A 25,121-nucleotide genomic window follows, 5' to 3' on the forward strand; every position below is an offset into this window, starting at 1 on the left:
CGCGTGCCTCCCCACACTCCCTCGCCCGCCCGGAGCGACTTCTTCCCCGGGCGGGCGGGGGCTCCACAGCGGACGGCTACGACGAACGACAGGAGGCACCATGGTTCGACGCAGAAACCGGCTTCTCTCCTGGGCGGCGGTGTTGGCCACCCTGCTCAGCGGGCTCGGCCTGGCCTTGCTCGGCCAGGGCAGCGCGCAGGCGCACGGCGTGGCGATGATGCCCGGATCGCGGACCTATCTCTGCTATCTGGACGCCAAGACCGGCACCGGCGCACTGGACCCGACGAACCCGGCGTGCAAGGCCGCGCTCGCCGAGAGCGGAGCAACGGCGCTGTACAACTGGTTCGCCGTGCTCGACTCCAACGCGGGTGGGCGCGGCCCCGGCTATGTACCGGACGGCAAGCTGTGCAGCGCCGGTGACCGCTCCCCGTACAACTTCACCGGCTACAACGCCACCCGCGCCGACTGGCCCCGCACGCATCTGACCTCCGGGAAGAGCATGCGCGTCCGGTACAGCAACTGGGCGGCGCACCCGGGCGACTTCCGGGTCTACCTGTCCAAGCCCGGTTACTCGCCCACCACCGCGCTGGGCTGGGACGACCTGGAGCTCATCCAGACCGTCACCAACCCGTCCCAGTCGGGCTCGCCGGGGAGCGAGTCCGGGCACTACTTCTGGGACCTGAACCTGCCCTCGGGCCGCTCGGGTGACGCGGTGCTGTTCATCCAGTGGGTGCGGTCGGACAGCCAGGAGAACTTCTTCTCCTGCTCCGACATCGTCTTCGACGGCGGCAACGGCGAGGTGACGGGCATCCGTGACCCGGGCGGCAACCCCACCCCGACGCCCACGCCGACTCCCACCCCGACCCCGACCGAACCGCATACCGGCTGTATGGCCGTGTACTCGGTGACGAACTCCTGGAACGGCGGCTTCCAGGGTTCCGTCGAGGTCATGAACCACAACACGGCAGCGCAGAACGGCTGGGCCGTGCGCTGGCAGCCGGGCCCCGGCACCCGGATCAGCAGTGTCTGGAACGGTGCGCTCAGTACCGGATCCGACGGCACGGTCACGGTCAGGAACATGGACTACAACCGGACCGTCGCCCCGGACGGCAGCGTCACCTTCGGCTTCACCGCCACGTCCACGGGCAACGACCTGCCGGTCGGCTCGATCGGCTGCGTCACCCCGTAACGGGCCCTCGTGTCCCGGCAGCGCCGGCTCCCGTACCGCGGGGGCCGGCGCTGCCGTGTCAGCCCGCGGGGGAGTCGAGCGCGTCGGCGTGGCCGTTGACCGGCTGCGGGGTGCCCGTGAGGTCGAGGACGAAGAGCGGGACGCCCAGGTCGTCGGCGCGGGTGCGGGCGTCCGTGGCGTAACCGGCGAGGGAGAAGTAGACGCAGCCGGCGGACTCCGTCATAGCCGTCAGCCACAGGCACTCCACGTCCCGCAGTGAGGCCGGGCGTACGGTCGGATCGACCTGGGCCAGCAGGCCGCGGGCGGCGAGGCCGATGCCGGACGGGGGCCGCTGGTCCGCGCGGCGGATGTCCTGGTAGCCGAGCCAGCGCAGATACAGGGCCGCGGCGGTGACCGCGTCGCGGGCCGTGCGGATGGTCACCGGGGTGAAAGCGCGGCGGGGGACGGGCGGCGCGGGCTCGGCCGGCGTTCCCTCGGCATCCGTCCGCGCCACCGGGACCCGCAGCAGCGTCCCGCAGGGACAGCCCAGCTCCGGACGCGGCCACTGGTCGCTGCGGCCGCACGCGGCGCAGCGCACGGTGACCCACTGCTCGTCCCAGACCTGGTGGGTGACGGCCGTCGCGGTCCCCGCCGGATCGAGCGGCGGGAGCACCGGCGCCCCGCACGCGCACGGATAGGACGGCGCCGAGTAGAGCTGCTCGCGCCGACAGGCGGGGCAGCGTACCGACACGCTCTCGGACATGGCCCACTCCAGGACGAGATCACGACCGCACACCGGGACAGCGAGGCCATCGTCCTCCAGAAACGCCTGCTTGTCCGTCTCTTGACTGCCCTTCCCCGCCCCACCTACATTGATTCCAGATAGTAGAAAACTAATTCCACTATACGGAATCCACTATACGGAAACTGAACGGAAGTACTCACCGCGGGGCGCGACGGGAGTGCGAACCGACAGCCGAAGCAGGAGTACTCCATGGCTCGTATGACCGCTGCCCGCGCGGCAGTCGAGATCCTCAAGCGCGAGGGCGTCAGCAACGCGTTCGGTGTCCCCGGCGCGGCGATCAACCCGTTCTACGCGGCGCTCAAGGCCTCCGGCGGTGTCCAGCACACCCTCGCCCGGCATGTCGAGGGCGCCTCGCACATGGCGGAGGGCTACACCCGGACCCACCCCGGCAACATCGGTGTCTGCGTCGGTACGTCCGGCCCCGCCGGCACCGACATGATCACCGGCCTGTACTCCGCCATCGGTGACTCCATCCCGATCCTGTGCATCACGGGCCAGGCCCCGACCGCCGTGATCCACAAGGAGGACTTCCAGGCCGTCGACATCGCTTCGATCGCCAAGCCGGTCACGAAAATGGCCGTCACCGTCCTGGAGGCCGCGCAGGTCCCCGGCGTCTTCCAGCAGGCCTTCCACCTGATGCGGTCCGGCCGCCCCGGCCCCGTCCTCATCGACCTGCCGATCGACGTCCAGCTGACGGAGATCGAGTTCGACCCGGAGACGTACGAGCCCCTCCCGGTCTACAAGCCCGCCGCCTCCCGCGCCCAGATCGAGAAGGCGATCGGACTGCTGAACGCGGCCGAGCGCCCGCTGATCGTGGCCGGCGGCGGAGTCATCAACGCCGACGCCGCCGAACTCCTCGTCGAGTTCGCCGAGTTGACCGGCGTTCCGGTCGTCCCCACGCTCATGGGCTGGGGCGTCCTGCCCGACGACCACGAGCTGAACGCCGGCATGGTCGGCCTGCAGACCTCGCACCGCTACGGCAACGCGACCTTCCTGGAGTCCGACTTCGTCCTCGGCATCGGCAACCGCTGGGCCAACCGCCACACGGGCCGTATCGACGTCTACACCGAGGGCCGTAAGTTCGTCCACGTCGACATCGAGCCCACCCAGATCGGCAAGATCTTCGCGCCGGACTACGGCATCGCGTCGGACGCGAAGGCCGCGCTGGAGCTGTTCGTGTCCGTGGCACGGGAGTTGAAGGCGGCCGGGATGCTGCCCGACCGTTCGGCGTGGGCGGCCTCGGCGCAGGAGCGGAAGGCCACCCTCCAGCGCCGTACGCACTTCGACGACATCCCGATCAAGCCGCAGCGTGTCTACGAGGAGATGAACAAGGCCTTCGGCCCGGAGACCCGTTACGTCTCCACGATCGGCCTCTCCCAGATCGCCGGCGCCCAGATGCTGCACGTCTACCGCCCGCGGCACTGGATCAACTGCGGTCAGGCGGGCCCCCTCGGCTGGACCGTCCCGGCCGCGCTCGGCGTCGCCAAGGCCGACCCGGAGGCACAGGTCGTGGCGCTCTCCGGCGACTACGACTTCCAGTTCATGCTCGAGGAGCTGGCCGTCGGGGCGCAGCACAAGATCCCGTACGTCCATGTCCTGGTCAACAACTCCTACCTGGGCCTGATCCGTCAGGCGCAGCGGGCGTTCGAGATCGACTTCCAGGTCAACCTGGAGTTTGAGAACATCAACTCGCCCGAGATCGGCGTCTACGGCGTCGACCACGTCAAGGTCGCCGAGGGCCTGGGCTGCAAGGCGATCCGGGTGACCGACCCGAACGAACTGGGCGCGGCCCTGGAGAAGGCCAAGAAGCTCGCCGCCGAGTTCCAGGTGCCGGTGGTCGTCGAGGCGATCCTGGAGCGGGTCACCAACATCTCCATGTCGACGACCAACGACATCGGCAACGTCGTCGAGTTCGAGGAGCTGGCGACCGAGCCGGGCCATGCGCCGACGTCGATCAAGACGCTGAAGGTCTGACTCGGCGGCGAAGGTCCGGCGTTCAAGTCGTGTTCGTCATGCTCCAGTTGCCGCCCCGAACGCCCGATCGACCGGGTGTGACGATCTGAGCACTCGGTGTCGCCGAACCCTGCCCGCGCAGCACTCGCGTGTGGCAGGGTTCTTCCATGGCAGGTGTGTTGGTGCCGACCCGGGTGGGCGGCGTCGAGGTGCTGGTGGAGACCGTGCCGGTGCCGGGCTCGGAGCGGACGTCGGGTCGCCTGGAAGAGGCGGGGCAACGGGTCGTCGAGGCGTTCGACCGGGCGCAGGAGACGATCACGGCGCTCGCCTCCCAACTGGCGGGCACCTTGGCCGCCATGGGGGAGCGGGCGGTGCGGCCCGACCACGTGGAGGTGCAGTTCGGGCTGTCGTTCACCGCACAGGGCGGCATCGTGGTGGCGGGTGTCGGCTCCCAGGCGTCCCTGCAGGTGACGCTGTCGTACGACCGACCCGGGACAGAGCCGTCGGCCAGCCCCTTACGGCCGGGGCCCGGTGCCTCCCCGCGACCGGAGCCGTCGGAATAGGGCGCGGCAAGGATGTCGGGGGAGGGGCGCGTACCGGCCTACCTGGGCCGTGTGCTGACGGCTGACGGAAAGCCCGCGGGAACCTGCTTCCAGGTGTCCCCCGGTGTGCTAGCCACCGCCTGGCACGTGCTGGACGACGTCGGTGCCGGCCGGTTGGGCGACACGGTCGCCGTGGACGGGCTTCCCGCGGGCGGCCAGGCCCCGGCGCTCGCTGAGGTGTTCCGGATCGACCCGGAGCACGATCTCGCCGTGTTGCGCCGGGAGCTGCCCCTGCCTGCCTCGATCGGGTGGCTGCGGTTCAGCGACGAGCAGCAGACGGGCACCCTGGTGGTCGTGACCGGGCACGCCGTGGTGCCGGATACGGCACGCAGCCAGCGTTACGTGGACGCCCCCGGCACCTGGGCCGGCGGTGCCCTGCGCGATGACACCATCGCCCTCGGCCGAGTCTCCTCCAAAGACCTGATGCGCGGCATGAGCGGGGCTCCCGTCCGCAGGCAGTACGACGACGCCGTGGTCGGTGTGGTCTCCGAGCGCTACAACAGCCCCGACTGGCTGCGCGACTCCGTCTGGGTGGCCCGCACGGAGGACCTCGTACCGCTTCTGCCCCCCGGCGGCCTGCCCGCGCACAGCGGCCCGCCGCCGTGGGTGCGGGACAAGCCCACACCCACGATCCCGGACGGCCGAACCCGACCGCTGGAGTTCCGGGACACTCCGGGTGGTGGGTCGCCGGTGACGTCGGCCGAGCTGCGCGTCACCTGGGACCAGCCGCCGCGCTCGGGTCGGCCGCTCGCGCTCGTCACGGACTTCCCCCAGGACGCCCAACGTGCCCTCGCCACGCTGGCCGCCGATGACCGCCCCGTGCACTGGATCGACGGTCAGAGCTTGCTCGACCCCGAACCGCCGGCGCGCGACGGCTCCGGTACCGCTGGCCCCACCGATCTCGGCAGCCTGCGATCCGGGTTGCTCCTGGTCGACTTCTCCGCGGTGCATCCCGTCGGGCTCGGCCAGGTCGACACGGCTCGTACCTCCGCCCTGCTTCGGGAGCTGCTGCGCTGGGCCGCGCAGCGAGGACACCGTGTCGCCCTGGGACTGCCCCAGTACGTCATGCCCCTACTGGACCTCGACGCCTGCGAGGTGCACCGCTCCGAGCAGCTGTTCTCGCCCGCCTACGCCTACCGCGTGCGGGAGTGCGAGCAACTCCTCGGCGGGCCGCTGCCTGCCCAGGACATCCTGCGGCCGCTGCTGCACGCCAACAGCGTGGTCCTGCCGTCGGTCCTCGCCGGTCTCCTGGCCGGCCGGGCGACGGATGCGGCCCGCCGGCGGACGTGGACCGAGCCGGAGCTCATCGCCCTGGCCCGCGGCCTCACCGAGGCGGGCTTCTACGAGATTGCCTACCGGTTGGAGGCGCACTGCCGTACCGCGCCCGGTCAGCAACTCCTCGTGTCGCTCGCCGCCGACGTCTGGCCCCACCCGGGCGTCGCCGAACAGGACACCGTCGTCGGATTCGCCCCCTCGACAACGGACCTTCCCGCCCTGCTGTCCCGTGGGGTCCTAACCGGCCCGGCCGGCTCGGGCAAGTCCACGGCCCTCACCGACATCGAACACCGCTGGTCCATCCCCCACTTCACCCAGGACGCGACCCACACCGTCACCTACGTGCCCCTCTTTGTCTCGCTGGACGCCTCACCGGAGCACGACGGAAACGAGGAGCAGGAAGAAGAGAGCGAGGAAGGCGAGCCCGAGGCCCGCGCCGCCCAGCCAGCTCACGTCCTCGCCCTCCACCGTCGCATCGACCGGTACCTGGCCCGCGAGGAGTTCAGTTGGTTCGAGCACGGCGACGTCCGCGGCAAGCTCGCCTGTCACGCCCTCCTGAGCCGGCTCGGCTCCGTCGACAGGCTGCGCGACCTCTTCGGCTCACCCGTCCTGCTGCTCCTCGACGACGCCGATCGGCTCCCCACCGCTGTACACGACCGTCTGGCCCAGGAGGTGACCGCGCTCGGGCGGGACGCCGCGAACGCCGGGATTCTGCTGGCCGCGCGGGGCGAGCGGCTCGCGCGGAGGCTGAAGTGGGCACAGGCACGGCTGCGCGATCTGGACGAACGGCAGGTCGAGCTGTTCGTGAAGCGACGCCGAGGCCACCCGTCGCTGCCTGAGCTGCTCACGGCGTTCGACCGCCCCGTCTCCGGCCACATCCGCAACCCCCATCTGCTGGAACTGCTCTGCGACGCGGCGCCCGTCGGGGACGAGCTGCGGGACGCCAACCTCAGGACGATCGTGGAAGGCCATCTGGAACTCCGGGCCCGCCGCGCGTCCCGGAACGGACGCCCGGCGCGGGCCACGACCGAAGACGGCGTCCGGTGGGCGGTCGGCGAGCAGCCCGCCGAACTCGCCCTCTGGCTGCCCGAGACGGCGTGCGAGCTGCTGGTGTCGCGCAGACGCCGACGGAGGGTCCGCACGCAGCGCGAGCACGATCTCGCCGCCGATGCGCGTCTGCTCGGCCTGCTGTGCCCGCATCCGACGGGCGACGTCGTCGAGTTCACCTCCGCCACCCTCCGGGACTACTTCGCGGCCGTTCATCTCGCCGCGCGGATCCGCGAGTCCAGGCGCGTGGAGCCGTTGCTCTGGGAGTACCTGCGCCGGCTCGACGAGGACGACTGGGCGGCGGGGGAGTGGCGTGGCGTCTGCCTGTTCCTCGCCGCGCTCCTGCCCGAACGGGAGGCGCGGCGGGTGGTCGGCGTGCTCATCGAGCACGGGCAACCGCGCCTGGCCCACGAATGCGCCCTTGAACTGCTCCACGCGCCCGGCATCGGCGCGTTCACCGCGCGTGCGCTCGGCGAACGAGTCAAGGCGTCCGCCCGGAACTCCAAGACCCTCGCCGCCCGCATCGAGGACACCCGGGCCCTGGGCCGCCACGACCCCCGGATCACAGTCGACCGCCCCCTCGACGGCATGGTCGAGATCCCCGCCACGGAGCGAACGGACGCCTTCCGCATCGGGCGGCACCCAGTGACGGTGATGGAGTTCGCCGAGTTCGTCAACGATGGCGGCTACCGCAAACCGGACTGGTGGAGCAAGAACGGCCTGGACTGGCGGGAGCGGGAGGGCATCCACCACCCCCGGTACTGGCGCAACCCCGTGGTGAACCGCCCCAACCACCCTGTCACCGGCGTCAACTTCTTCGAGGCGTCCGCCTACTGTGCCTGGCTCACCCACCGGTACCCCGGGCACGTCTTCCGCCTGCCGTCTGCACTCGAGTGGGACCGTGCGGCGCACGGGGACGACCGGGTCCTGGAGCTGATGGCGACCATGGCCGGCCTGGCACGGCGCCCCCGCGATCCGGCCCCCGCGGAACTCGTCGAGATCATCGAGCGGACGAAGGAACTCGCCGCGGACGTGCGCGGCCTGCTGGCTGCCTACGACGAGATCCCCGCGCCCGTCGGCATGCTTGCCCCGACCCGGTTCGGCGTCCACGACCTGCTTGGAGTGCTGTGGCAGTGGTGCGGCACCTCGATCGACCTGTTGTCGGCGACCGAGCTGGAGTTCCGCGACCTGCCCGCGGCGCCGGTTGCCGACCCGGCCGCCGAGCGCGGCCAAGCGCTCAGGGCACGCCGCCGTGCCCGGGCCGGCGCGGAGCCGGATGTGGACCGGGGCACCCGGGTCGTCGTCAAGGGCGGCGGACCCACCGGCACGCTCAGCCCCACCTCGCTGCTGACCGGTGGGTGGTTCGATCCGCAGGTCCGGTTCCACCACCTGGGTTTCCGCGTGACCTGTCGGCCGGCCGCCGACTGACACTGACCGCCGGCCGGACCGGCGCCGAGCGAAGGAACGACGAATGCCCCGAGAAGTGGAGATCGACGGGAGCAGGGTCCTGCTGGCCGAACCCTACGACGTGCCCCGCCGGCCGTTCATCGGCCGTGACGAGGAGCTGGAGATGTGCCGTATCGCCTGGGGCGTCAGCCTCGACGGCGAACAGCTCCTGGCGGATGCCCGCCCGCCCCTCAACTTTCGCCTGGAGGGCGCCCCAGGCATGGGCAAGAATGAACTTGTCTACGAGATCGCCCGTGGCCTCGGCCTGCCCCTGTACATCGTCCAGGGCCACGAGGAGCTCACCCCCGAGGATCTGGCGGTCCTGCTCACCCCGGACCCCCAGGCCCTGTTGGACACCGGAGTCCCTCTCGTCCTGCGGGCCAGCCCCCTTGCCACGGCCCTGTACGAGGGTGCGCTGTTCTTCTTCGACGAGATAAACCGGGTCCCGGACCGCGCGCTCAGCCCATTGGCGTCGGTGCTCGACGGCAGGCAGTCCATCTACTCCGCCATGACAGGACTGCACATCGGCCCGCCCGACGACGAGGCCAGAGCCCGCTTCCGCTTCTGTTGCGCGCTCAACCCCTCCTTGAGCAACGCCGGGCACGTCCTGCCGGAGTACATCGAGCAGCGCACCCTCCCGGTGATCGAGGTCAAGCCCCCGACCTTCGACGAACTCCGCACCATCCTGAGCGCGCGCCTCAACCTCTCCCCTGAGTTCATCATCGCCTTCGAGCAGTGGTACGCGGAGGAACGGTACGAGGTGTCGGTCCGCCAGGCGCTGGCCTTGATGACGTACGCGGTCAACTACGAGGAGCAGGTCGGCGGCGAGAAGATCGGCATCCTGCGCAAACTCGCCGCCCGCGTGCTCGGCCGCGGACGCTGACCCGGGCCGCCACCAATGTCCAAGCCCTTTCTGCGCCAGGGTCCGGTGCACTTCGTGCCGGTGGTTCGCCACCACCTCGGTTTCGCCGTCCAAGTCCAACGGGCCGCCCACGAGATGGGCCTGGGCGAGAACGACGCGGTCGCCGTCGCGCTGCCCGACTCTGCGCGGCCACGCGTTCTGGAGGCTGTCGCCGCGCTGCCCACGGTCTCGCTGGTCATCTCTTCGGTCAGCGACACCGACCGCCGTGAGGTCTTCCCGGTCACCCCGGCCGACGGCATGGTGGAGGCCATCCGCATCGCACTCGAGCGCGACCTGCCGCTGTGGTGCGTCGACCAGGAGGTCGCTCCCGGCCATCTCGTGGACCGCTTCTGCCTCAACGACGAGGAATGGCCCGACGACGGCTACGCCCTGCACCATGGAGCCGAGGCATATCTGGAACTGGTCGCCGACCAACTCCTGCGCCCACCCGCCCGCTTCGAGCCCGTCGACAGCTGGCGGGAACTGCATATGGCCGCCCGGCTGCAGGAACTCGCCGGACGCCACGAGCGCATCCTGTTCGTCTGTGACGCGACCCATGTACAGCCGCTCCGGCGACTGTTGCGTCGGCCCGTGCCACCGGTCGAGGTCGGACAGAGCGCGCCCCAGCACCCCCGCTACACCGTCGTCCCACCGAGCCTGCCCGTACTGATGCGCTACCTCGACCACATCCCGCGCCTGGTCGAGGTCTACGAACGCCTGCGGGCTCAGGGGCAGGCTCACACCTTCGACAAGCTCGACGCCCTGCTCGGTATCTACGACGAGCTCAGCACCGGCGCGCGGGACCTGCGCCTGTCCATCCGGCACTACCAGGCCTTCGTCGGCGTGCTGACCCGTCTGATGGAGATCGACCGGCTGCTGTCCCCCCGCTTCGACGTGGTGCTGCTGGCCGCCGCCGGCTGCTTCCCCGCAGTCTTCCACGAGCGTGCCTTCCGTCATCTCCTCGGCTACTACGACCAGGTCCGGGTGGAGCGCATCGGCCGGGTGCGGGGCACCAAGGAGGCCGTCTTCGATGTGGAGTCCGTGGCACCCCGCCGCAACCCGGGTTTGTACGTGGCCCGCAACTGCACGCACATGGAGCAGTCCTACGTGATCGTGCGACGGCCGGTCGACGAAGGCCCGGGCGGGCAGGACGGGCCCGAGGAGGCGGTGGGCATGCCGCCGGCGATCACGGTCGATCTGGACACCCCGCCGGCCCCGCCGAGGAGCGTGCGCTCCGGCACGCGCGAGTACACAGAGGCGTGGCCAGTCATGAGTCTGTTCATCAACGAGATGCGTGCCAAGGCGCACTCGCTGGCCCGGCTGCCTGCGGACAACGACGCGAAGAGCCTCGAGTTCACCGGTTCATTGGCCAACGGCGTCGACGTGCGCCGTACACTGCGCAGCCATCTGGGACCTCGGCCACGCCTGTACGTCCGCCGTGAACGCGTCGGCCGGCCACAGCCCGTCGACTTCGACGAGCCGATCGTGTGGATCGGCGACGGCTATGACACGGTCCGTCCGGCTGACCCCGGAAAGAGAATGGAGCTGCTGTGGTGCGGTTCCGAGCAGCGGCCACTCACGGTCGAGTGGCATCTCTACGAGTCCGGCGGCCCGCGGGTGTCGGCGGTGGGCCGACGTGGATCGGCACTGGAGCTCGACTGGTTCCGCTTGCACGGACGGGTGCAGTTCCTCGACTACCGCCTCACCCAGGCGGATGTGGAACGGCGGCTGGGCGACGAACTGTACGTCCGGGTCCCCCAGATCGACGTGTTCGGCAGCGCAGATCTGTTCCTCGAGGAGATGTCTGACCTCTACCGGCTGGACCTGAGCTTCGCCCGCTGGTGGGAGGTGATGCTCGTCGCCGCGCTGCACTACGCCAAGCGGTCCGTCGTGCTGGTGGCGCCGCCCACGCTGCTCGTGCCGGAGGCCATCCCCCGGCGGTTCGCCGGCCGGCACAAGCGGATCGTACGGGTGTCCCCGGCCCGCTTCACCACGGAGGAGCGGCGCAAGCTCGGACTGCTGTACATGATCACGCACCAACACCGGTCCCGCGGCGACATACTGGACCCCGAGTATCTGGACTTCCTCGTCGACGAGTTCGGCGACGCGATGAAGAGCTACTGGACCTGAGCCCGCGTGCCGTCCGGTGGCGTGAACCAGATCGGGTCGGTCATGGCGAGGGCGAACGTGCCGAACTGCGGCACCCAGTGGGCGAACGCGTCGTAGTTGTCCCGCCACAGGGCGGGCTGCGCGAAGTGTGTGGTCAGCAGGCGGACGTAGGTGGCGCGGTGCGTCGACCGCCCGGTCATGAGCCAGGCGGCGTAACACCCCCAGGAACGGGAGAAGTTGAGACCGCCCTCGTGCGGTGTGCGGATCCGGGCCCTGGGCAGGGGCAAGGTGCGCTCGACGGGGCGTGCGTACGGTTCAGCGTCCGTGCCGTGCAGGCCGCACTGCAGCGCCAGCATCGCTGTCAGGTGCGCCGGGGAGAAGAAGCCAGGCGTCCGTCCGTCGCCCGGGGGCGTGCCGCCAGGACCCGTCGCGCGGACTCCTGCGCCGTGGCGAGCCGGGGGCCTCGTTCACACCGGGACGCCCAGGCCAACAGTGCCGAGGTGGCCCAGACCGCACTGCTATAGGCGGGGGAGCGGAGGGCGGGAGCGCCGGGGGCGATACCGCGCAAATGGTCCGCGACGAGGGCGGCGGCGACGTCCGCCAGCTCGTTGAAGACCGAGATCCCGGCCCGGCGGGCCTCCAGGTCGAGGTGGAGGGCCCACGCCGCGCCGTACGGCACCTCGTGGGCGAGGTCGCCGGCGCGAAGAACAGCGGTGTCGGCATCGATGTCGCGCAGTCCGCCCGTGGCGTGAAGGGCGTGGTCCTGGTGGGTGGCGTCCCCTGTGAGCCGGGATACCGCGAACAGTGCGTAGGTGCCGTGAACCGCACTGTGCCAGTCGATGCAGCCGTGGAACGCCCGGTGCTCGGTGTCCTTGCGCAACAGCGCTGCCGCGACGACGGTCGCGAAGGCCGACAGCATCGAGGCACGATCGGCGCAGAGGCTCGACCAGCCGTCGTCGGTGACTGCGGCGCTGTTGTCGGGCATGGCAACTGCCTTCCGCCAGCTGGTGGTTGAAGCCTCCCGCTGCCTCACGATACAAGCGTCGCGACGAGCCTGCCATGCGCGCGGGGTGTATGCGGGCGTGCGAAGGGCACCGGCCTGCGCCCGCGGGACGCCGATCAACTCGCCCGAGATCGGCCTCTACCGCGAAGGGCGGTCCAGCCGGAAGGCTGGACCGCCCTTCGCGCTTCCCCCGTAGCAGAGGCCCGCCGCCCCCGTGCCGGCGGGCCCGGCATGACATCAATGTGCCTCTTCGAGAGGGTGGTTGATACCTTGCGGCACGCTGTTCAGAGGTTGATTTGAGGGTTCCGCAGACCGCGTACGACCGGTGGCGTACGTGGCTCAGTGCTCGTGGTGCCGATGGTGCTCGTGGTGTTCCGACAGGCCCGGCCAGTCGTCGGGGCCGCCGCCCTGCCACTCGATGAAGTCGCTCTCCGCGAGGTCCGTGACATACAGGTCGGCCAGCCGCAGGATCTCGCTCACGTCGTCCTCGTGCGTGGCGATCCCCAGTGTCTCGTCGCCCGAGGTGACCCGCCGGGAGCCGTCCAGAGCCGGCGGATGCACCACGATGTGCGGGTGCTCCGTTGGATGTGCCATGCCTTCAGGCTGCTGCGGACGCGACGGTTCCGCACCCCGGGAACACCGAAGAGCGCCGGATACGGGACCGTCCGTATCCGGTGCTCTTCAGCCCGGTGAGGGTGTGGCCATCCGGCGGTGCGAGGCTGGGCGCGACAGGACGTTCGCGCCGCCGGACGGAGTCTGTGTGGCTGGGACCGCGGCGGATGCGACGGAGCCTGGAACGCCTTCCCTCAGGTCGAGAAGGGGAACTCGGGTCCTTCACCACCGCACTGGCTCGCACGCCGCCGCGGTCCCCGGCCTGCCCGCGCCCTGCCTCCGGCCACCCCTCATCCGGGCCGTTCGGCTGTCGCGGGCCGTCTTGGTCGGTCCTCTCAGTCCTCGCGCAGGGCGTGGACTGCCTCCTCCACCCGCTTGCCGTACTCCGGGTCGGCGGCGTGGAAGTGGGCCAGGTTCTTCTCGATCACGTCGTCGCGGGAGACCTGGGAGAGGCCGCCGGCGATGTTCGCGATCAGGCGGGACTTCTCCTCGGCCGACATCAGCCGGTACAGCTCGCCCGCCTGGAAGAAATCGTCGTCCTTGGTGTGCAGCGGGGCCTCGTGCGTGCCCGTGTGGCCGCTCACCGCCAGCGGGGCCGACAGCGGGCGGCCGGTCTCTGCCGGGCCGTCGTACGAGTTGGGCTCGTAGTTCTTGGCGTGGCGGCCCTGGGAGTTGGACGCCATGAAGCCGTCGCGACCGTAGTTCTGCGCGGTCGTCGCCTTCGGAGCGTTCACGGCGAGCTGGGTGTGGTTGACGCCCAGACGGTAGCGGTGGGCGTCCGCGTAGGCGAACAGGCGGCCCTGGAGCATCTTGTCGGGGGACGGCCCGATGCCCGGAACGAAGTTGTTCGGGGAGAACGCGGCCTGCTCGACCTCGGCGAAGACGTTGTCCGGGTTGCGGTCCAGCACCAGCCGGCCCACACGCCGCAGCGGGTAGTCCTTGTGCGGCCAGACCTTGGTCAGGTCGAAGGGGTAGAAGCGGTAGTCCGCCGCCTCGGCCGCCGGCATGACCTGGACGTGCAGGGTCCAGGACGGGTTGACGCCCCGCTCGATCGCCTGAAGCAGGTCCGTCTGATGGGAGTTGGGGTTCTTGCCCGCGATCTCCGCGGCCTGCTCGCTGCTCAGGCAGCGGATGCCCTGGTTGGTCTTGAAGTGGTACTTGACGAAGAAGACCTCGCCGTCGGCGTTCGTCCACTGGTAAGTGTGCGAGCCGTAGCCGTTCATGTGGCGGTACGACGCCGGGATGCCGCGGTCGCCCATCAGCCAGGTCACCTGGTGCGTGGCCTCGGGGGCGTGCGCCCAGAAGTCCCAGACGTTGTCCGGCTCCTGCCTGCCGGTGAACGGGTCGCGCTTCTGCGAGTGGATGAAGTCAGGGAACTTGATCGGGTCCTTGATGAAGAAGACCGGGGTGTTGTTCCCGACGAGGTCGTAATTGCCGTCTTCCGTATAGAACTTGACCGCGAAACCGCGCGGGTCGCGGACCGCGTCCGCACCGCCCAGGTTGTCGGCGACGGTCGAGAAGCGCAGGAAGACCTCGGTGCGCTTGCCGACCGTGCTCAGGAATTCGGCGTGGGTGAAGCCGGTGACGTCGTCGGTCACCTCGAAATAGCCGTACGCACCAGAGCCGCGGGCGTGCACCACACGCTCCGGGATCCGCTCCCGGTTGAAGCGCGCCAGCTTCTCCAGGAGGTGCTGGTCCTGGAGCAGGAGGGGGCCGCCGATGCCGGCGGAGGCGGAGTTCTGGTTGTCGGCGACCGGGGCGCCGGACTCGGTGGTGAGCACGCGCTTCGACATCGTGGACCTTCCGTGCGGGTGCCAGCGGAAAGTTTCGGAAAAGAACTTCCGCTTTGTGGAGCCTAGGAGTGGGGCGAAGTGGGCGTCAACAGTTTGTTGAAGTTGATTCCGGGCCGCGGCGGCGCCTGGGCGCGACAGGACAGTTGTCAGCGCCGCCGCGGCCCGGAAGTCTCTGGGCCGCTCGTCAGAGCCGGGCGCCGGAGAGGCGCTCGACGGCACGCAGCAGTGCGCTGTGGTCCAGGCCGCCGTCGCCCTGCGCGCGCAGGGACGCGACCAGTTGGGCGACCACCGCGCCGACGGGCAGGGCCGCGCCGACGTTGCGGGCGGCGTCCGTGACGATGCCCATGTCCTTGTGGTGCAGGTCGATCCGGAAGCCCGGCTTGAAGTCCCGGTTCAGGAAGTTGTCCTTCTTGCGGGTCAGCACGGTGGAGCCGGCCAGCCCGCCGTTGAGGACGTCCAGCGCGGCCGTCAGGTCCACGCCCGACTTCTCCAGGAAGACCACGGCCTCGGCGCACGCCTGGATGTTCACGGCGACGATCAGCTGGTTGGCGGCCTTCACGGTCTGACCCGAGCCGTGCGGACCGCACAGCACGATGGTCTTGCCGAGGCCGTCGAAGATCGGCTTGGCCTGGTCGAAGTCGGCCTGCTCACCGCCGACCATGATCGACAGCACCGCCTCGATCGCGCCGGCCTCACCGCCGGACACCGGCGCGTCCAGCACGCGGATGCCCTTGTCCTTCGCCGCCTTCGCCAGGTCGACCGAGGTCTGCGGGGTGATCGAGGACATGTCGATCAGCAGCGCGCCGGACTTCGCGTTCTCCAGGATGCCGTCCGGGCCGTACGCGATGGCCTCGACCTGCGGGGAGGCGGGCACCATCGTGACGACCACGTCGGCGTCCTTGACGGCCTCGGCGATCGAGCCGGCGGCGGTGCCACTGGCGGCGGCGAGCCGGTCCAGCTTGTCCTGCTCCAGGGTGAAGCCGGTGACGTCGTAACCCGCCTTGATCAGGTTCTCGGACATGGGGGAGCCCATGATGCCGAGGCCGATCCAGGCGATCTTGGGGAGTGCGTTGCTCATGATGGGGGTGCCTTTCGGTGCGGGGGTCAGCGGGGCAGCCAGTCGAAGGCCTCGGCGCTCGGGCGGTCGCCCGGCTTGTACTCGAGGCCGATCCAGCCGTCGTAACCCGCCTTCTTCAGCTGGTCGAGGAGGTCTTCCAGGGGCAGCGAGCCCGTGCCCGGGGCGCCGCGGCCCGGGTTGTCGGCGATCTGTACGTGGCCGGTCTTGGCCGTGTGCCGCTCGATCACCTGCGGCAGGTCCTCGTCGTTCATGGACAGGTGGTAGAGGTCCATGAGGAAGCGCGCGTTGCCGAGCCCCGTCGCCGCGTTGACCTTGTCGACGATGCCGACGGCGGCGGGGGCCGACACCAGTGGGTACCGCGGCGACTCGGGCTGGTTCAGGGCCTCGATCAGCAGGATCGCGCCGATCCGGTCGGCCGCCCGCGCCGCGAGGACGAGGTTCTCCAGCGCCAGCGCGTCCTGCTCGGCCGGGTCCACGCCGTCGACGCGGTTGCCGTACAGGGCGTTGAGCGCCTTGCAGCCGAGGGACTGTGCGAAGTCGGCGGCCACGTCGACGTTGGCGCGGAACTTCTCCGACTCCTCGCCGGGGATCGACAGGGCGCCGCGGTCCGGGCCCGGGAGCTGTCCGGCGTAGAAGTTCAGGCCCGTGAGCTGGACGCCCGCGTCCTTGATCGCCTTCTTGAGGGCGTCGAGCTCGGACTGCTCAGGGGTGGGGGAGTCGACCCAGGGCCACCACAGCTCGACCGCGGTGAAGCCGGCCGCGGCGGCCGCCGCGGGGCGCTCCAGGAGCGGGAGTTCCGTGAAGAGGATCGACAGGTTGACGTTGAAGCGCTGCTCTGCGGCTGTGCCCCATTCAGAACCTGGCATGTGGGCCGGCGCTCCCTTCCGTGTTCGCATTTCCGTATTGCGGAAGTTAGTTTCTGCTTAACGGAAGACTGCCTGGGGTCGGGGAGAAGTGTCAAGAGCGCACACGCAAAAAAGCCCCCGCGCAAGGGCACGGGGGCAGGGCGAACGGGACTGATCACAGCGCGTCCACGGCACTCACCTTCCAACCCTCTGACGTGCGGGTCATCGTCATCCGCACCCGGTTCAGATCCACCCGGGAACCCGAGACCTGGGTGCTCTCGGTGACCTGGTTGACGAAGAGCAGGGTCATGACCTCGTCCGGGGACGCCGACACGACGGAGGCCGTGGCGACCGTCGCCTTCACCACCCCGTCGTACTTCTTCGCCGTCGGCCCGACCACGGTCTGCGTGGTCTTCCGGTACTCGTCGCGGAACGTCCCGGTCAGCCGGTCGCCCGCCGCGGCGAAGTCCCGGTCCAGCCGCCGGTGGTCGTACGACAGCACGACGGGCGCCGCCTTCCGCGCGGCGTCGAGCGCCTGCACGCCTGCCTGCTCGGCCCGCTCGCCCTCCCGGTACCGCTGTCCGAGTACGGCGACGGCGACCAGGCCCGCCAGGAGCAGGACGGCCACGAGCGCGGTGAGCAGTCCTCGCCGGGAGCGCCGCGGACCGGAACCGGAGTCGTCCTCCGCGAAGTCGTCCGGTGTCGGCTCCGGCGGGTCGTCCCAGCCGTCCGGCGGCTCGATGACCACGGTGCGCCCGGCGGGCGGAGGTGCCTCGGCCACCGCGGTCGCCGGGCCGGCGTCGTGGTGGCCGCGTTCCGCGCGCCTGGCCGCGGCGCGGGCCGCCGCCGTCATCGTGTGCCGGGTCGGGGAACCGGCGCCGCGGCCTCGGGTGGTGGGTTTCGCCACGGTCTTGCTCCTCACTGGGTGATACGGCGGTGATACGGCGGTCGGTCGGCGGTGGTCAGCCCACGAACTCGACGTCGGAGGTCAGCCAGCGGCCGTCCTCGTGGACGAGGTCGAGCTGCAGCCGGTACGTGCGTGCCTCCCCCTTGGGCACGGCGGTGTTGGTCACCTTGCTGTCGGCGACCACGAGGACGCGGGCCGTGCGCTCGTCGGAGCGGACGATGCCCGCGTCGAGGACCTGGCCCTCGGACACGGACTTGTTCCGTGCGACGAGCTCGGTCAACTCCTCGGTCTGCGCGGCGAATTCCTTCTTGAAGTCGCCGGTCGCGCTCTTGAGCACATTGCCGCTGTCCCGGTCGTAGCGCCGGTAGTCGAGGGAGGTGAAGTTCAGCGCCGACTGCCGGGCCGCCGTCAGGATGTCCTGTCGGCGCTGCTCGGCCTGGCGCTGGTCGTAGAGCAGGCTGCTCAGCCAGAGCGCGGTCGCGGTGGTGAGGACGGTCGCCACGACGAGCCCCACGGACAGGGCTCGGGAGCGTCCGGCTCTTCCGGCTCGGGTGATCAGGCTCCGGGTCGCTTGGAACACGAGCCCGCTCATGCCATCGGTCCGACGAGCAGCCATTGCCACGACTCCTTTCCGAAGACGGTCTGCTGGCCGCCCGTCGAGCCGATCTCGACGGGCGTTCCGTCCGGGCCGGTGAAAGTGCCGGTCTCCGGGTCGTACGGCGTGACGTACGCCGCCTGGTCGGCCCCGCCGCGCGATGTCGCGCCGGGGGCGTTCTGCGCGCCGCGCACCGAGGTGGCGCTGCCGCGTGGGGCCGTGCAGCGCGCGTCGGTGTTCGCCTCGCGCGTGCTGGTGTCCGCCGGGTCGCGCCGGGCGGTGCCGTAGCCCTGGGTGCAGGGCGGCGGGTCGTCGGCGTTCACCACCAGGCCGAAGTGGGTGGTGCCGTCGCCGGGGACGACGGTGTGGCTGCCCGCGACCACGACCGGGAAGGTGACCAGGGCCTGCTCCACGCCGGGCAGCCGCGCGAGCGTGACCTGCCCGCCGCTGATCAGGTTGGCCAGCAGCACCGACAGCCGCGGCTCGACCGACTTCAGCAGCGAGTTGAGCTCGACGGCCGCCGGTGTCGCGTTGCCGATCAGCTTGCGCAGGTCCCCGTCGCTCGACTTCAACTCCGCGGTGAGCAGGGCGAGATCGCGTGAGAACGCCTTGATGGACGAGCCCTGGTCGGCCTGCGTCTTGAGCACCTTCCGGGAGTCCTCGATCAGCGAGATCGTCTCGGGCAGCGACTCGGACGCCGACTCGACGAGCGCGTTGCCCGAGTCGACCAGCCTGCTCAGATGCGGGCCGGTGCCGGAGAAGGCCTTGCCCAACTCGTCGACGGTGACGCGCAGATCGTCCTTGCCGACCGAGTTGACCAGCCGGTCGAGGCTGAGCACCAGGTCCGTCGTGGGCAGCGGCACGCGCGTGCGGCCGCGGGGGATCGTGCTGCCCTGGAGCAGATACGGCCCACCGGCCGTGCGTGGCTGGAGGTCGACGTACTGCTCGCCCACCGCCGAACGGTTCGCCACCACGGCAAGCGTGTCCGCCGGGATGCGCGGCGCCCCGTCCTCGATGTCGAGGGAGACCGAGACCCCGCTCGCGCCGGTCAGCTTCAACGCGCCGACCCGGCCCACCGGCACCCCGCGGTAGGTGGCCTCGGCGCCCTCGAAGATGCCCCCGGAGTCGGGGAAGTCGGCGCGCACGGTGTAGCCGCGGCCGAGGAGGCTGTCCACGAGGCCCGTGTACTCGGCGCCGACGTAGGACACGCCGACGGCGGTGACGGTGGCGAAGGCGAGCAGTTGGGCCTTGACCGTACGTGTGATCACGGCTGTATCCCCTTCAGCATCAGCTCCGCGAGCGCGAGGTCGATCCCCGGCGGCAACTCCCGGTCGGTGCCGGTGCCGGTGCCGTAGGCGGCGGTGCACACCGGTGGGCAGAGCGGGCCGCCGTCGGACGGCGCGGAAGGGGCCGTCGGTGCGTCGGGCAGGCCGGGTGCGGGCGTCGGCACGCTCGGCAGGTCGGGTAGATCGGGTAGTTCGGGTACGTCGGGGAGTTCTGGGGTGTCCGGCAGGTCCGGCGCCTCGGGGGTACCGCCCTCGTCACCCGGCTTCTCCGTCAGGTTGCCGTAGATGCTCGCGAGATCGAGGTCCGCGGTGATGGCGAGGTTCACGTAGTCGCCCTTGATGGCGTCGACCGCGTTGCGCGGGAAGGGGTAAGTGGTCAGCAGTTCAAGGGAGTTGGGGAGATCGGCGCCCGCCTTGTCGAGCTGCTCCAGGATGGGCCGCAGCTGCTTGAGGTTGGCGACCGTGTCGTCCCGGGAGGCCTTGACCACCTTGGTGCCGGTCGTGCCCAGCTTCGACAGGGCGGTGAGCATCTTGGTCAGGTCGCGCCGCTGGTCGGCGAGCACCTTGAGCGCGGGTGGCATGGTGTCGACGGCCTGGGCGATCGTCTTCTTCTCCTTCCCGAGCCGCCCCGCGAGCCGGTCGACGGCCTCGAGCGCCCGGATGATGTCCTCGCGCTGGTCGTCCAGGCCGCCGAGGAACGTGTTCAGCTCCTTGAGCAGGGACCTGACCCGGTTCTCGCGTCCCGCCAGGGCCTTGTTCAGCTCCACGGTGATCGTCTTGAGCTGGGCCACCCCGCCGCCGTTGAGCAGCGCTGAGAGCGCGGACAGCACCTCCTCGATCTCCGGGTTGCGACCGCTGCGGCTGAGCGGGACGCGGTCGCCGTCGCGGAGTCGGCCCACGGGATCGGAGCCTGGCGGGGCGGACAGTGCCACGTACTTCTCGCCGAGCATGCTGGTCTGCCTCAGCTCGGCGACCGCGTTGGCGGGCAGCTTCACCGAGTCGGCGACCCGCAGCCGTACACGCGCGTGCCAGCCGTCCAGCTCGACCTTCTCCACCGCGCCCACGGTCACGTTGTCGACCTTCACGGCGGACTGCGGCACCAGATCGAGGACGTCGCGGAACTCGACGGTGACGCGGTACGCGCGGCCGTCCGAGGCCGCGCCGCCCGGCAGCTCGACGTCGTACCAGCCGTTGAACTCGCAGCCGGACAGCAGCAGCGAACCGATCGCCGCCCAGGCGAGCGTGCCTGTCTTGCGCCTCATGCGCGGCCCCCCAGGATTCCGCCGAGGGTCCGGTCGACCGTGCTCGTACTCGGCACGGCGGGAGCCTTCGGCACCTCGGGCAGGGAGCCGAAGAGCTTCTTCAGCTCCGCACAGTCCGGGTTCTCGCCGCCCTCGTCACCGGTGGTCCGCAGGACGGAGCACAGCAGCGCGGCCGGATCCTGCGACATCTGCGCGTTGTTGCGGGTGTCGAGCGTCCCGGAGGACGCGTTGTAGGCGTTCTGGAGATTCGACAGGCCCGTGGGGGCGACCTCCAACAGCTCCTCCAGCGCGGCCCGTTGGTCGACGAGCACCTTGGTCACCTTGCTGAGACCCTTCACGTTCGAGGTCAGCGACTTCTTGTTGGCCTTCACGAACGCGGACACGTCGCCGAGCGCGGTGCCGAGGTTGCGCAGCGCCGCCGCGAGGTCTTTGCGCTCACCGGCCAGCTGCTCCGCCACCTCGGCGAGGCTGGTGTTGAACGACCGCACGCTCTTGTCGTCGGCCGCCAGCGCCGCCGTGAACACCTGGAGGTTCCGCACGGTGCCGAACAGGTCCCCCCGGCCGTCGGACAGCGTGGTGACCGCCTCCGAGAGGTCCTGCACGGTCCGGTGGATGTTCCCGCCCTGGCCCTGAAGGTTGTCCGCGCTCACCCCGAGCAGCCGCGCCAGGGAGCCGTCCTTGTTGGCGCCCTCGGGGCCGAGCGCCTCGGCCGTGGTGTGCAGGCTGTCGAAGATCCGGTCCAGCTCGACCGGTACGGCCGTGCGCGCCTCGGGGATGACGGCGCCGTCCCGCAGCGCCGGACCCTCGCGGTACACCGGCAGCAGCTGCACATAACGATCGCTGACCACCGAGGAGTTGATGATCGCGACCCGCGCGTCGTCCGGCACCTTGCGCCCCTCGTCGTACTCCAGCTCCACCCGCACCCGGCCGCCCTCCGGCGTGATCGCCTTCACCTCGCCGATGCGGACGCCGAGGACGCGGACGTCCGAGCCGGGGTAGATGCCGACGGTGCGCGGGAAGTACGCGGTGACGCGCACCTTCCCGGGGCGCGGCCACAGCACGAACGCGGCCGCGGCGACCAGGGTCAGGGCGAGGAGCAGTGCCAGGCGCCGCTTCATCGTGAGCCTCCCGTGCTCGGCACCACCGGGGCGGCGACCAGGTTCTGGACGTAGGAGTCGAACCAGCGGCCGTTGCCGAGGGTGTTGGAGAAGACCCGGACGTAGGGCGCGAGCAGCCGGACGCTGCGGTCCAGGCTCGACTGGTTGCGTTCGAGCATCTCGACCACCTGGTTCAGGCCCTTGAGTGCAGGGCCGAACTCCTTGGCGTTGTCCTCGACCAGGCCGGAGAGTTCGACGCCGAGCGCGGCGGAGGTCTTCAGCAGCTTGTGAATGGCCTGGCGCCGCTTGCTGATCTCCTTGAACAGCGCGTCGCCGTCCTTGACCAGGGCGGTGAAGTCATCGGTGCGCTGGGCCAGTACGCCCGTAACGCCGTTGGCATGGTCGAGGAGTTCGCCCAGCGCCTTGTCGCGCGAGGCGACCGTACGGGAGATCTTCGACAGGCCCTTGATGGACGCCCGTACCTCGGCGGGCGAGTCCTGGAAGGTGGTGGAGATGGTGTCCAGGGCCGTCGCCAGCCGGTCGGTGTCCACCTCTTCCGTGGTGGTGGTCAGATCGCTGAAGGCCTGTACGACGTCGTACGCGGGGACGGTCCGTGTCATCGGGATCTCCGTGCCGGGCTTCAACTGCCCCCGGCCCTTGGGATGCAGGGCCAGATACTTGGCGCCGAGGATCGTCTTGACCCGGATCGAGGCCCCGGTCGCGGTGCCGAACCCGGGGTCATCCTTGATCTTGAAGGTGACCTTGACGTGGTCGCCGTCCAGATCGACCTCCTCCACCTTGCCGACCTTGACCCCGGCGATCCGTACCTCGTCGCCGGGCTTGAGGCCGCCCGCCTCCGCGAAGGCCGCGCTGTACGTCTCGCCGTCGCCGATCACCGGCAGGCTGTCGGCGTTGAACGCGGCCACGGCCAGCAGCGCGAGCGTGGTCAGGCCGACGGCGCCGATCACCACCGGGTTCTGCTCGCGGAAGGGCGGCAGGTGCGGAAGCCGGACACGCGGCAGCCTCGGCGGCTCGACGCGCACCTTGAACAGCGGCTGGGGCTTGCGTTTCCTTCGGACCCGGATGCTCATCCCGCGCACCTCGCCCTCGCCACGTGCAGCTCGGGAGTGAGCACCTGCTTCGTCTTCGGCAGCACGATCCGGCCGTCGAAGTCGCAGAGGTAGAAGTTGAACCACGAGCCGTAGGACGCCGTCCCCGTCAGCTCGCCCAGCTTGTTCGGCAGCCGCTTCAGCACGCCCTCCACGGTCTTCTCGTTGTCATTGAGCGTCCCGGTGAGATCGGTCAGCTCGGCGATGTCGTCCTTCAGGGGCGGACGCGCGTCCCGCAAGAGCCCCGACGTCGCCTCCGTCAGGTCGCCGATGCTCACCAGCGACGCACCGATCGGCTCACGGTCGGCGGACAGCCCCGAGATCACCCGGCGCAGCTGCTTGAGCAGCCCGGAGAAACGGGCGCCGCGCTGGTCGAGCGTCCCCAGCACGGTGTTGAGGTTGTCGATCACGGAGCCGATCAGCTTGTCCCGCCCGGCGAGCGTCGTGGTGAGCGAAGCCGTGTGCGCGAGCAGGCTGTCGACCGTGCCGCCCTCGCCCTGGAGGGTCTTGATGATCTCGGTGGCGAGCTGGTTGACGTCCTTCGGGCTGAGCGCGGCGAACAGCGGCTTGAAGCCGTTCAGCAGGGCGTTGAGGTCCAGCGCGGGCTGCGTCCGCGACAGCGGGATCGTCGCGCCGGGCCGCAGCCGAGTGCCGTCGCCCGCGCCCTCGGTCAGGGCGACGTACCGCTGCCCGACGAGGTTCCGGTAGCGGACGACCGCGCCCGTGCTCGTGAGCAGCGGACGCTCCTCGCTGACCGTGAACGTGACCTCGGCGCGGGTCCGGTCCTTGATCCGGATGCCCTCGACCTCGCCGACCCGCACCCCGGCCGCCCGGATGTCGTCGCCCTCCTCCAGGCCGGTGACGTCGCTGAACACGGCGCGGTAGGTGTCGGTGGGGGTGAAGGAGATGTTCACGATGGTGGCGGCGAGCAGGGCCGTCGCCACCATCGTCACCAGTGCGAAGAGGCTGAACTTGATCAGCGGACCGGCGGTCCGGCGTGCCTTCGTCGTGCTCATGCGACGCTCACCGCCGTCCCGCGCGCCATCGGCCCGAACAGCAGCGTCGCGACCGGCGGCACCTCGTCGGCGGGCACGCCCAGGACGGGGGCCACGAGCGAGCCGACGGCGCGCTGTTCGGCGCGGGTGCCGGACACCTCCGACGTACCGTCATCGAGCTTGGTGTGCGGCGCGGGCACGCGCGGATGCGGCAGACCCCGGCAGTCGGGCCCCGACCGCTCCCCGTACCGGGGCTCCTCACCGGGTTCGTACGCCGGCCGCTGCCGTACGACTTCCAGGGTGATCCGCATCCTCCCCCCGCGGAACGCCTCCTCCGAGGCCTCCTCCTGCCGGACCAGGCCGTCGAGCAGGCACGGGTACTCGGGCGAGTAGCGGGCGAAGAGATCGAGCGTCGGACGGGACACCCGGCCCAGGGTGATCAGCCGGTCACCGGTCCGGTCGAGGAAGCCGTCCGCCGTGCCGGCGGCGGTCGTGGTCGAGGCGAGCGCGGCGGCGAGCTGATCCTTCTTCTCCACCAGCGTGCGGCTGGTGGTCACCGTGTTGCGCAGGATCCGCATCAGGTCGGGCGCCGCGTCGCCGTACACCTCGGCGACGTCGGCGAACCGCGCGATGTCCTCCTTCAGGGACGGCAGATGCGGGTTGAACTTCCGCAAGTACGCCTCCACGCGCGTGAGGTTGGCGCCGATCCGGTCGCCGCGCCCTTCGAGGGCCGTGGCGAACGCGGACAGCGTGGCGTTGAGCTCGCCGGGTCGGACGGTCCGCAGCAGCGGCAGCAGGTCGTTCAGCAGCTGCTGGAGCTCGATGCCGACTCGGGTACGGTCCTGGGTGATCACGTCCCCGGCGCGGATCGACCGCGCGGACGAGCCGGCGGGGACGACCAGATCGACGTACTTCTCGCCGAACAGCGTCTTGGGCAGCAGCCGCGCGTGCACATCGGCCGGGATGTACGACACATGCTCCGGCTTGAGCGCGATGTCGAGCGTCGCCTTCGTCCCGTCGGCCCGCACCGCGCGCACCTCGCCGACCAGCAGCCCGCGCAGCTTGACGTCGGCACGCCGGTCCAGCTGGTTGCCCAGGCTGTCGGCCTCCAGCGTGATCCGCACCACCGGCGTGAACGCCTGCCGGTAGACGGCGACGGACAGCGACAGCAGCAGGGCGAGTACGGCGATGAAGACGACGCCGTACAACCGCAGCCTCAGTACCCTCATCCGG

General features: G+C 70.4%; 21 protein-coding genes. 6 read left to right on the forward strand and 15 right to left on the reverse strand.

The window, feature by feature from the left end:
* The first annotated feature begins 100 nt into the window (after positions 1–100).
* Positions 101–1,189, forward strand: coding sequence for a lytic polysaccharide monooxygenase (locus KCH48_RS08560; protein ID WP_210571677.1), 1,089 nt, complete (start codon positions 101–103; stop codon positions 1,187–1,189).
* Between the two features lie 58 nt (positions 1,190–1,247).
* On the opposite strand, the gene KCH48_RS08565 is transcribed toward KCH48_RS08560, so the two are convergent.
* Positions 1,248–1,931: a hypothetical protein gene (locus KCH48_RS08565; RefSeq protein ID WP_210571678.1), complete on the reverse strand. Its 684-nt coding sequence runs from the start codon at positions 1,929–1,931 to the stop codon at positions 1,248–1,250.
* A 231-nt stretch (positions 1,932–2,162) separates the two neighbouring features.
* Between KCH48_RS08565 and gcl the strand changes: the two genes are divergently transcribed.
* From gcl to KCH48_RS08590, 5 genes are all read left to right on the forward strand, one after another.
* On the forward strand, positions 2,163–3,947 hold the full coding sequence (gcl, locus tag KCH48_RS08570) for a glyoxylate carboligase (RefSeq protein WP_210571680.1): 1,785 nt from the start codon (positions 2,163–2,165) through the stop codon (positions 3,945–3,947).
* Positions 3,948–4,093: 146 nt separating this feature from the next.
* On the forward strand, positions 4,094–4,489 hold the full coding sequence (locus KCH48_RS08575) for a CU044_2847 family protein (RefSeq protein WP_210571682.1): 396 nt from the start codon (positions 4,094–4,096) through the stop codon (positions 4,487–4,489).
* A 12-nt stretch (positions 4,490–4,501) separates the two neighbouring features.
* Entirely contained in the window at positions 4,502–8,278 is a 3,777-nt protein-coding gene (locus KCH48_RS08580; protein ID WP_246885035.1) for an SUMF1/EgtB/PvdO family nonheme iron enzyme, read from the forward strand.
* A gap of 43 nt (positions 8,279–8,321) precedes the next feature.
* A complete protein-coding gene (locus KCH48_RS08585) occupies positions 8,322–9,179 on the forward strand; it encodes an AAA family ATPase (RefSeq protein ID WP_210571693.1) in 858 nt (285 codons plus the stop codon).
* Between the two features lie 15 nt (positions 9,180–9,194).
* Positions 9,195–11,327, forward strand: a complete 2,133-nt coding sequence (locus KCH48_RS08590; RefSeq protein ID WP_210571695.1) for a hypothetical protein — start codon at positions 9,195–9,197, stop codon at positions 11,325–11,327.
* Here KCH48_RS08590 and KCH48_RS08595 read toward each other — a convergent pair.
* The 14 genes from KCH48_RS08595 to KCH48_RS08660 form a co-directional block, all read right to left on the reverse strand.
* Positions 11,315–11,662, reverse strand: coding sequence for a hypothetical protein (locus KCH48_RS08595; protein ID WP_210571697.1), 348 nt, complete (start codon positions 11,660–11,662; stop codon positions 11,315–11,317). The two genes, KCH48_RS08590 and KCH48_RS08595, sit on opposite strands and share 13 nt — an antisense overlap.
* Before the next feature lie 5 nt (positions 11,663–11,667).
* Positions 11,668–12,291 (reverse strand): DUF2891 family protein, encoded by a 624-nt coding sequence (locus KCH48_RS08600; RefSeq protein ID WP_210571698.1) that lies wholly within the window; start codon positions 12,289–12,291, stop codon positions 11,668–11,670.
* A gap of 357 nt (positions 12,292–12,648) precedes the next feature.
* On the reverse strand, positions 12,649–12,903 hold the full coding sequence (locus KCH48_RS08605) for a hypothetical protein (RefSeq protein ID WP_210571700.1): 255 nt from the start codon (positions 12,901–12,903) through the stop codon (positions 12,649–12,651).
* A gap of 353 nt (positions 12,904–13,256) precedes the next feature.
* Positions 13,257–14,714 (reverse strand): catalase, encoded by a 1,458-nt coding sequence (locus KCH48_RS08610; protein ID WP_210571703.1) that lies wholly within the window; start codon positions 14,712–14,714, stop codon positions 13,257–13,259.
* 184 nt (positions 14,715–14,898) lie between these two features.
* On the reverse strand, positions 14,899–15,792 hold the full coding sequence (locus tag KCH48_RS08615) for a 2-hydroxy-3-oxopropionate reductase (RefSeq protein WP_210571711.1): 894 nt from the start codon (positions 15,790–15,792) through the stop codon (positions 14,899–14,901).
* A gap of 26 nt (positions 15,793–15,818) precedes the next feature.
* Positions 15,819–16,658 carry a TIM barrel protein gene (locus KCH48_RS08620; RefSeq protein WP_210571713.1) on the reverse strand — a complete coding sequence of 280 codons (840 nt, stop codon included), beginning with the start codon at positions 16,656–16,658 and terminating at the stop codon, positions 15,819–15,821.
* Between the two features lie 154 nt (positions 16,659–16,812).
* Positions 16,813–17,544 carry a hypothetical protein gene (locus KCH48_RS08625; RefSeq protein ID WP_210571715.1) on the reverse strand — a complete coding sequence of 244 codons (732 nt, stop codon included), beginning with the start codon at positions 17,542–17,544 and terminating at the stop codon, positions 16,813–16,815.
* A gap of 55 nt (positions 17,545–17,599) precedes the next feature.
* Positions 17,600–18,166 (reverse strand): hypothetical protein, encoded by a 567-nt coding sequence (locus KCH48_RS08630; RefSeq protein WP_307840838.1) that lies wholly within the window; start codon positions 18,164–18,166, stop codon positions 17,600–17,602.
* Positions 18,133–19,407 carry an MCE family protein gene (locus KCH48_RS08635; protein ID WP_210571718.1) on the reverse strand — a complete coding sequence of 425 codons (1,275 nt, stop codon included), beginning with the start codon at positions 19,405–19,407 and terminating at the stop codon, positions 18,133–18,135. The genes KCH48_RS08630 and KCH48_RS08635 overlap by 34 nt, the downstream gene beginning before the upstream one ends.
* Positions 19,404–20,687: an MCE family protein gene (locus tag KCH48_RS08640; protein WP_210571720.1), complete on the reverse strand. Its 1,284-nt coding sequence runs from the start codon at positions 20,685–20,687 to the stop codon at positions 19,404–19,406. The genes KCH48_RS08635 and KCH48_RS08640 overlap by 4 nt, the downstream gene beginning before the upstream one ends.
* The gene (locus tag KCH48_RS08645; protein ID WP_210571722.1) at positions 20,684–21,805 is read right to left on the reverse strand and encodes an MCE family protein; all 1,122 of its coding nucleotides are present in this window, start codon (positions 21,803–21,805) and stop codon (positions 20,684–20,686) included. Before KCH48_RS08645 ends, KCH48_RS08640 begins: the two co-directional genes overlap by 4 nt.
* On the reverse strand, positions 21,802–22,875 hold the full coding sequence (locus KCH48_RS08650; protein ID WP_210571724.1) for an MCE family protein: 1,074 nt from the start codon (positions 22,873–22,875) through the stop codon (positions 21,802–21,804). Before KCH48_RS08650 ends, KCH48_RS08645 begins: the two co-directional genes overlap by 4 nt.
* Positions 22,872–23,909 (reverse strand): MCE family protein, encoded by a 1,038-nt coding sequence (locus tag KCH48_RS08655; RefSeq protein ID WP_210571726.1) that lies wholly within the window; start codon positions 23,907–23,909, stop codon positions 22,872–22,874. Before KCH48_RS08655 ends, KCH48_RS08650 begins: the two co-directional genes overlap by 4 nt.
* Complete coding sequence (locus KCH48_RS08660) at positions 23,906–25,117, reverse strand: MCE family protein (protein WP_210571727.1); 1,212 nt, start codon at positions 25,115–25,117, stop codon at positions 23,906–23,908. Before KCH48_RS08660 ends, KCH48_RS08655 begins: the two co-directional genes overlap by 4 nt.
* Between the last annotated feature and the right edge of the window lie 4 nt (positions 25,118–25,121).

This window comes from Streptomyces sp. GESEQ-4 (assembly GCF_017948455.1).
Classification (GTDB): Bacteria; Actinomycetota; Actinomycetes; order Streptomycetales; family Streptomycetaceae; genus Streptomyces.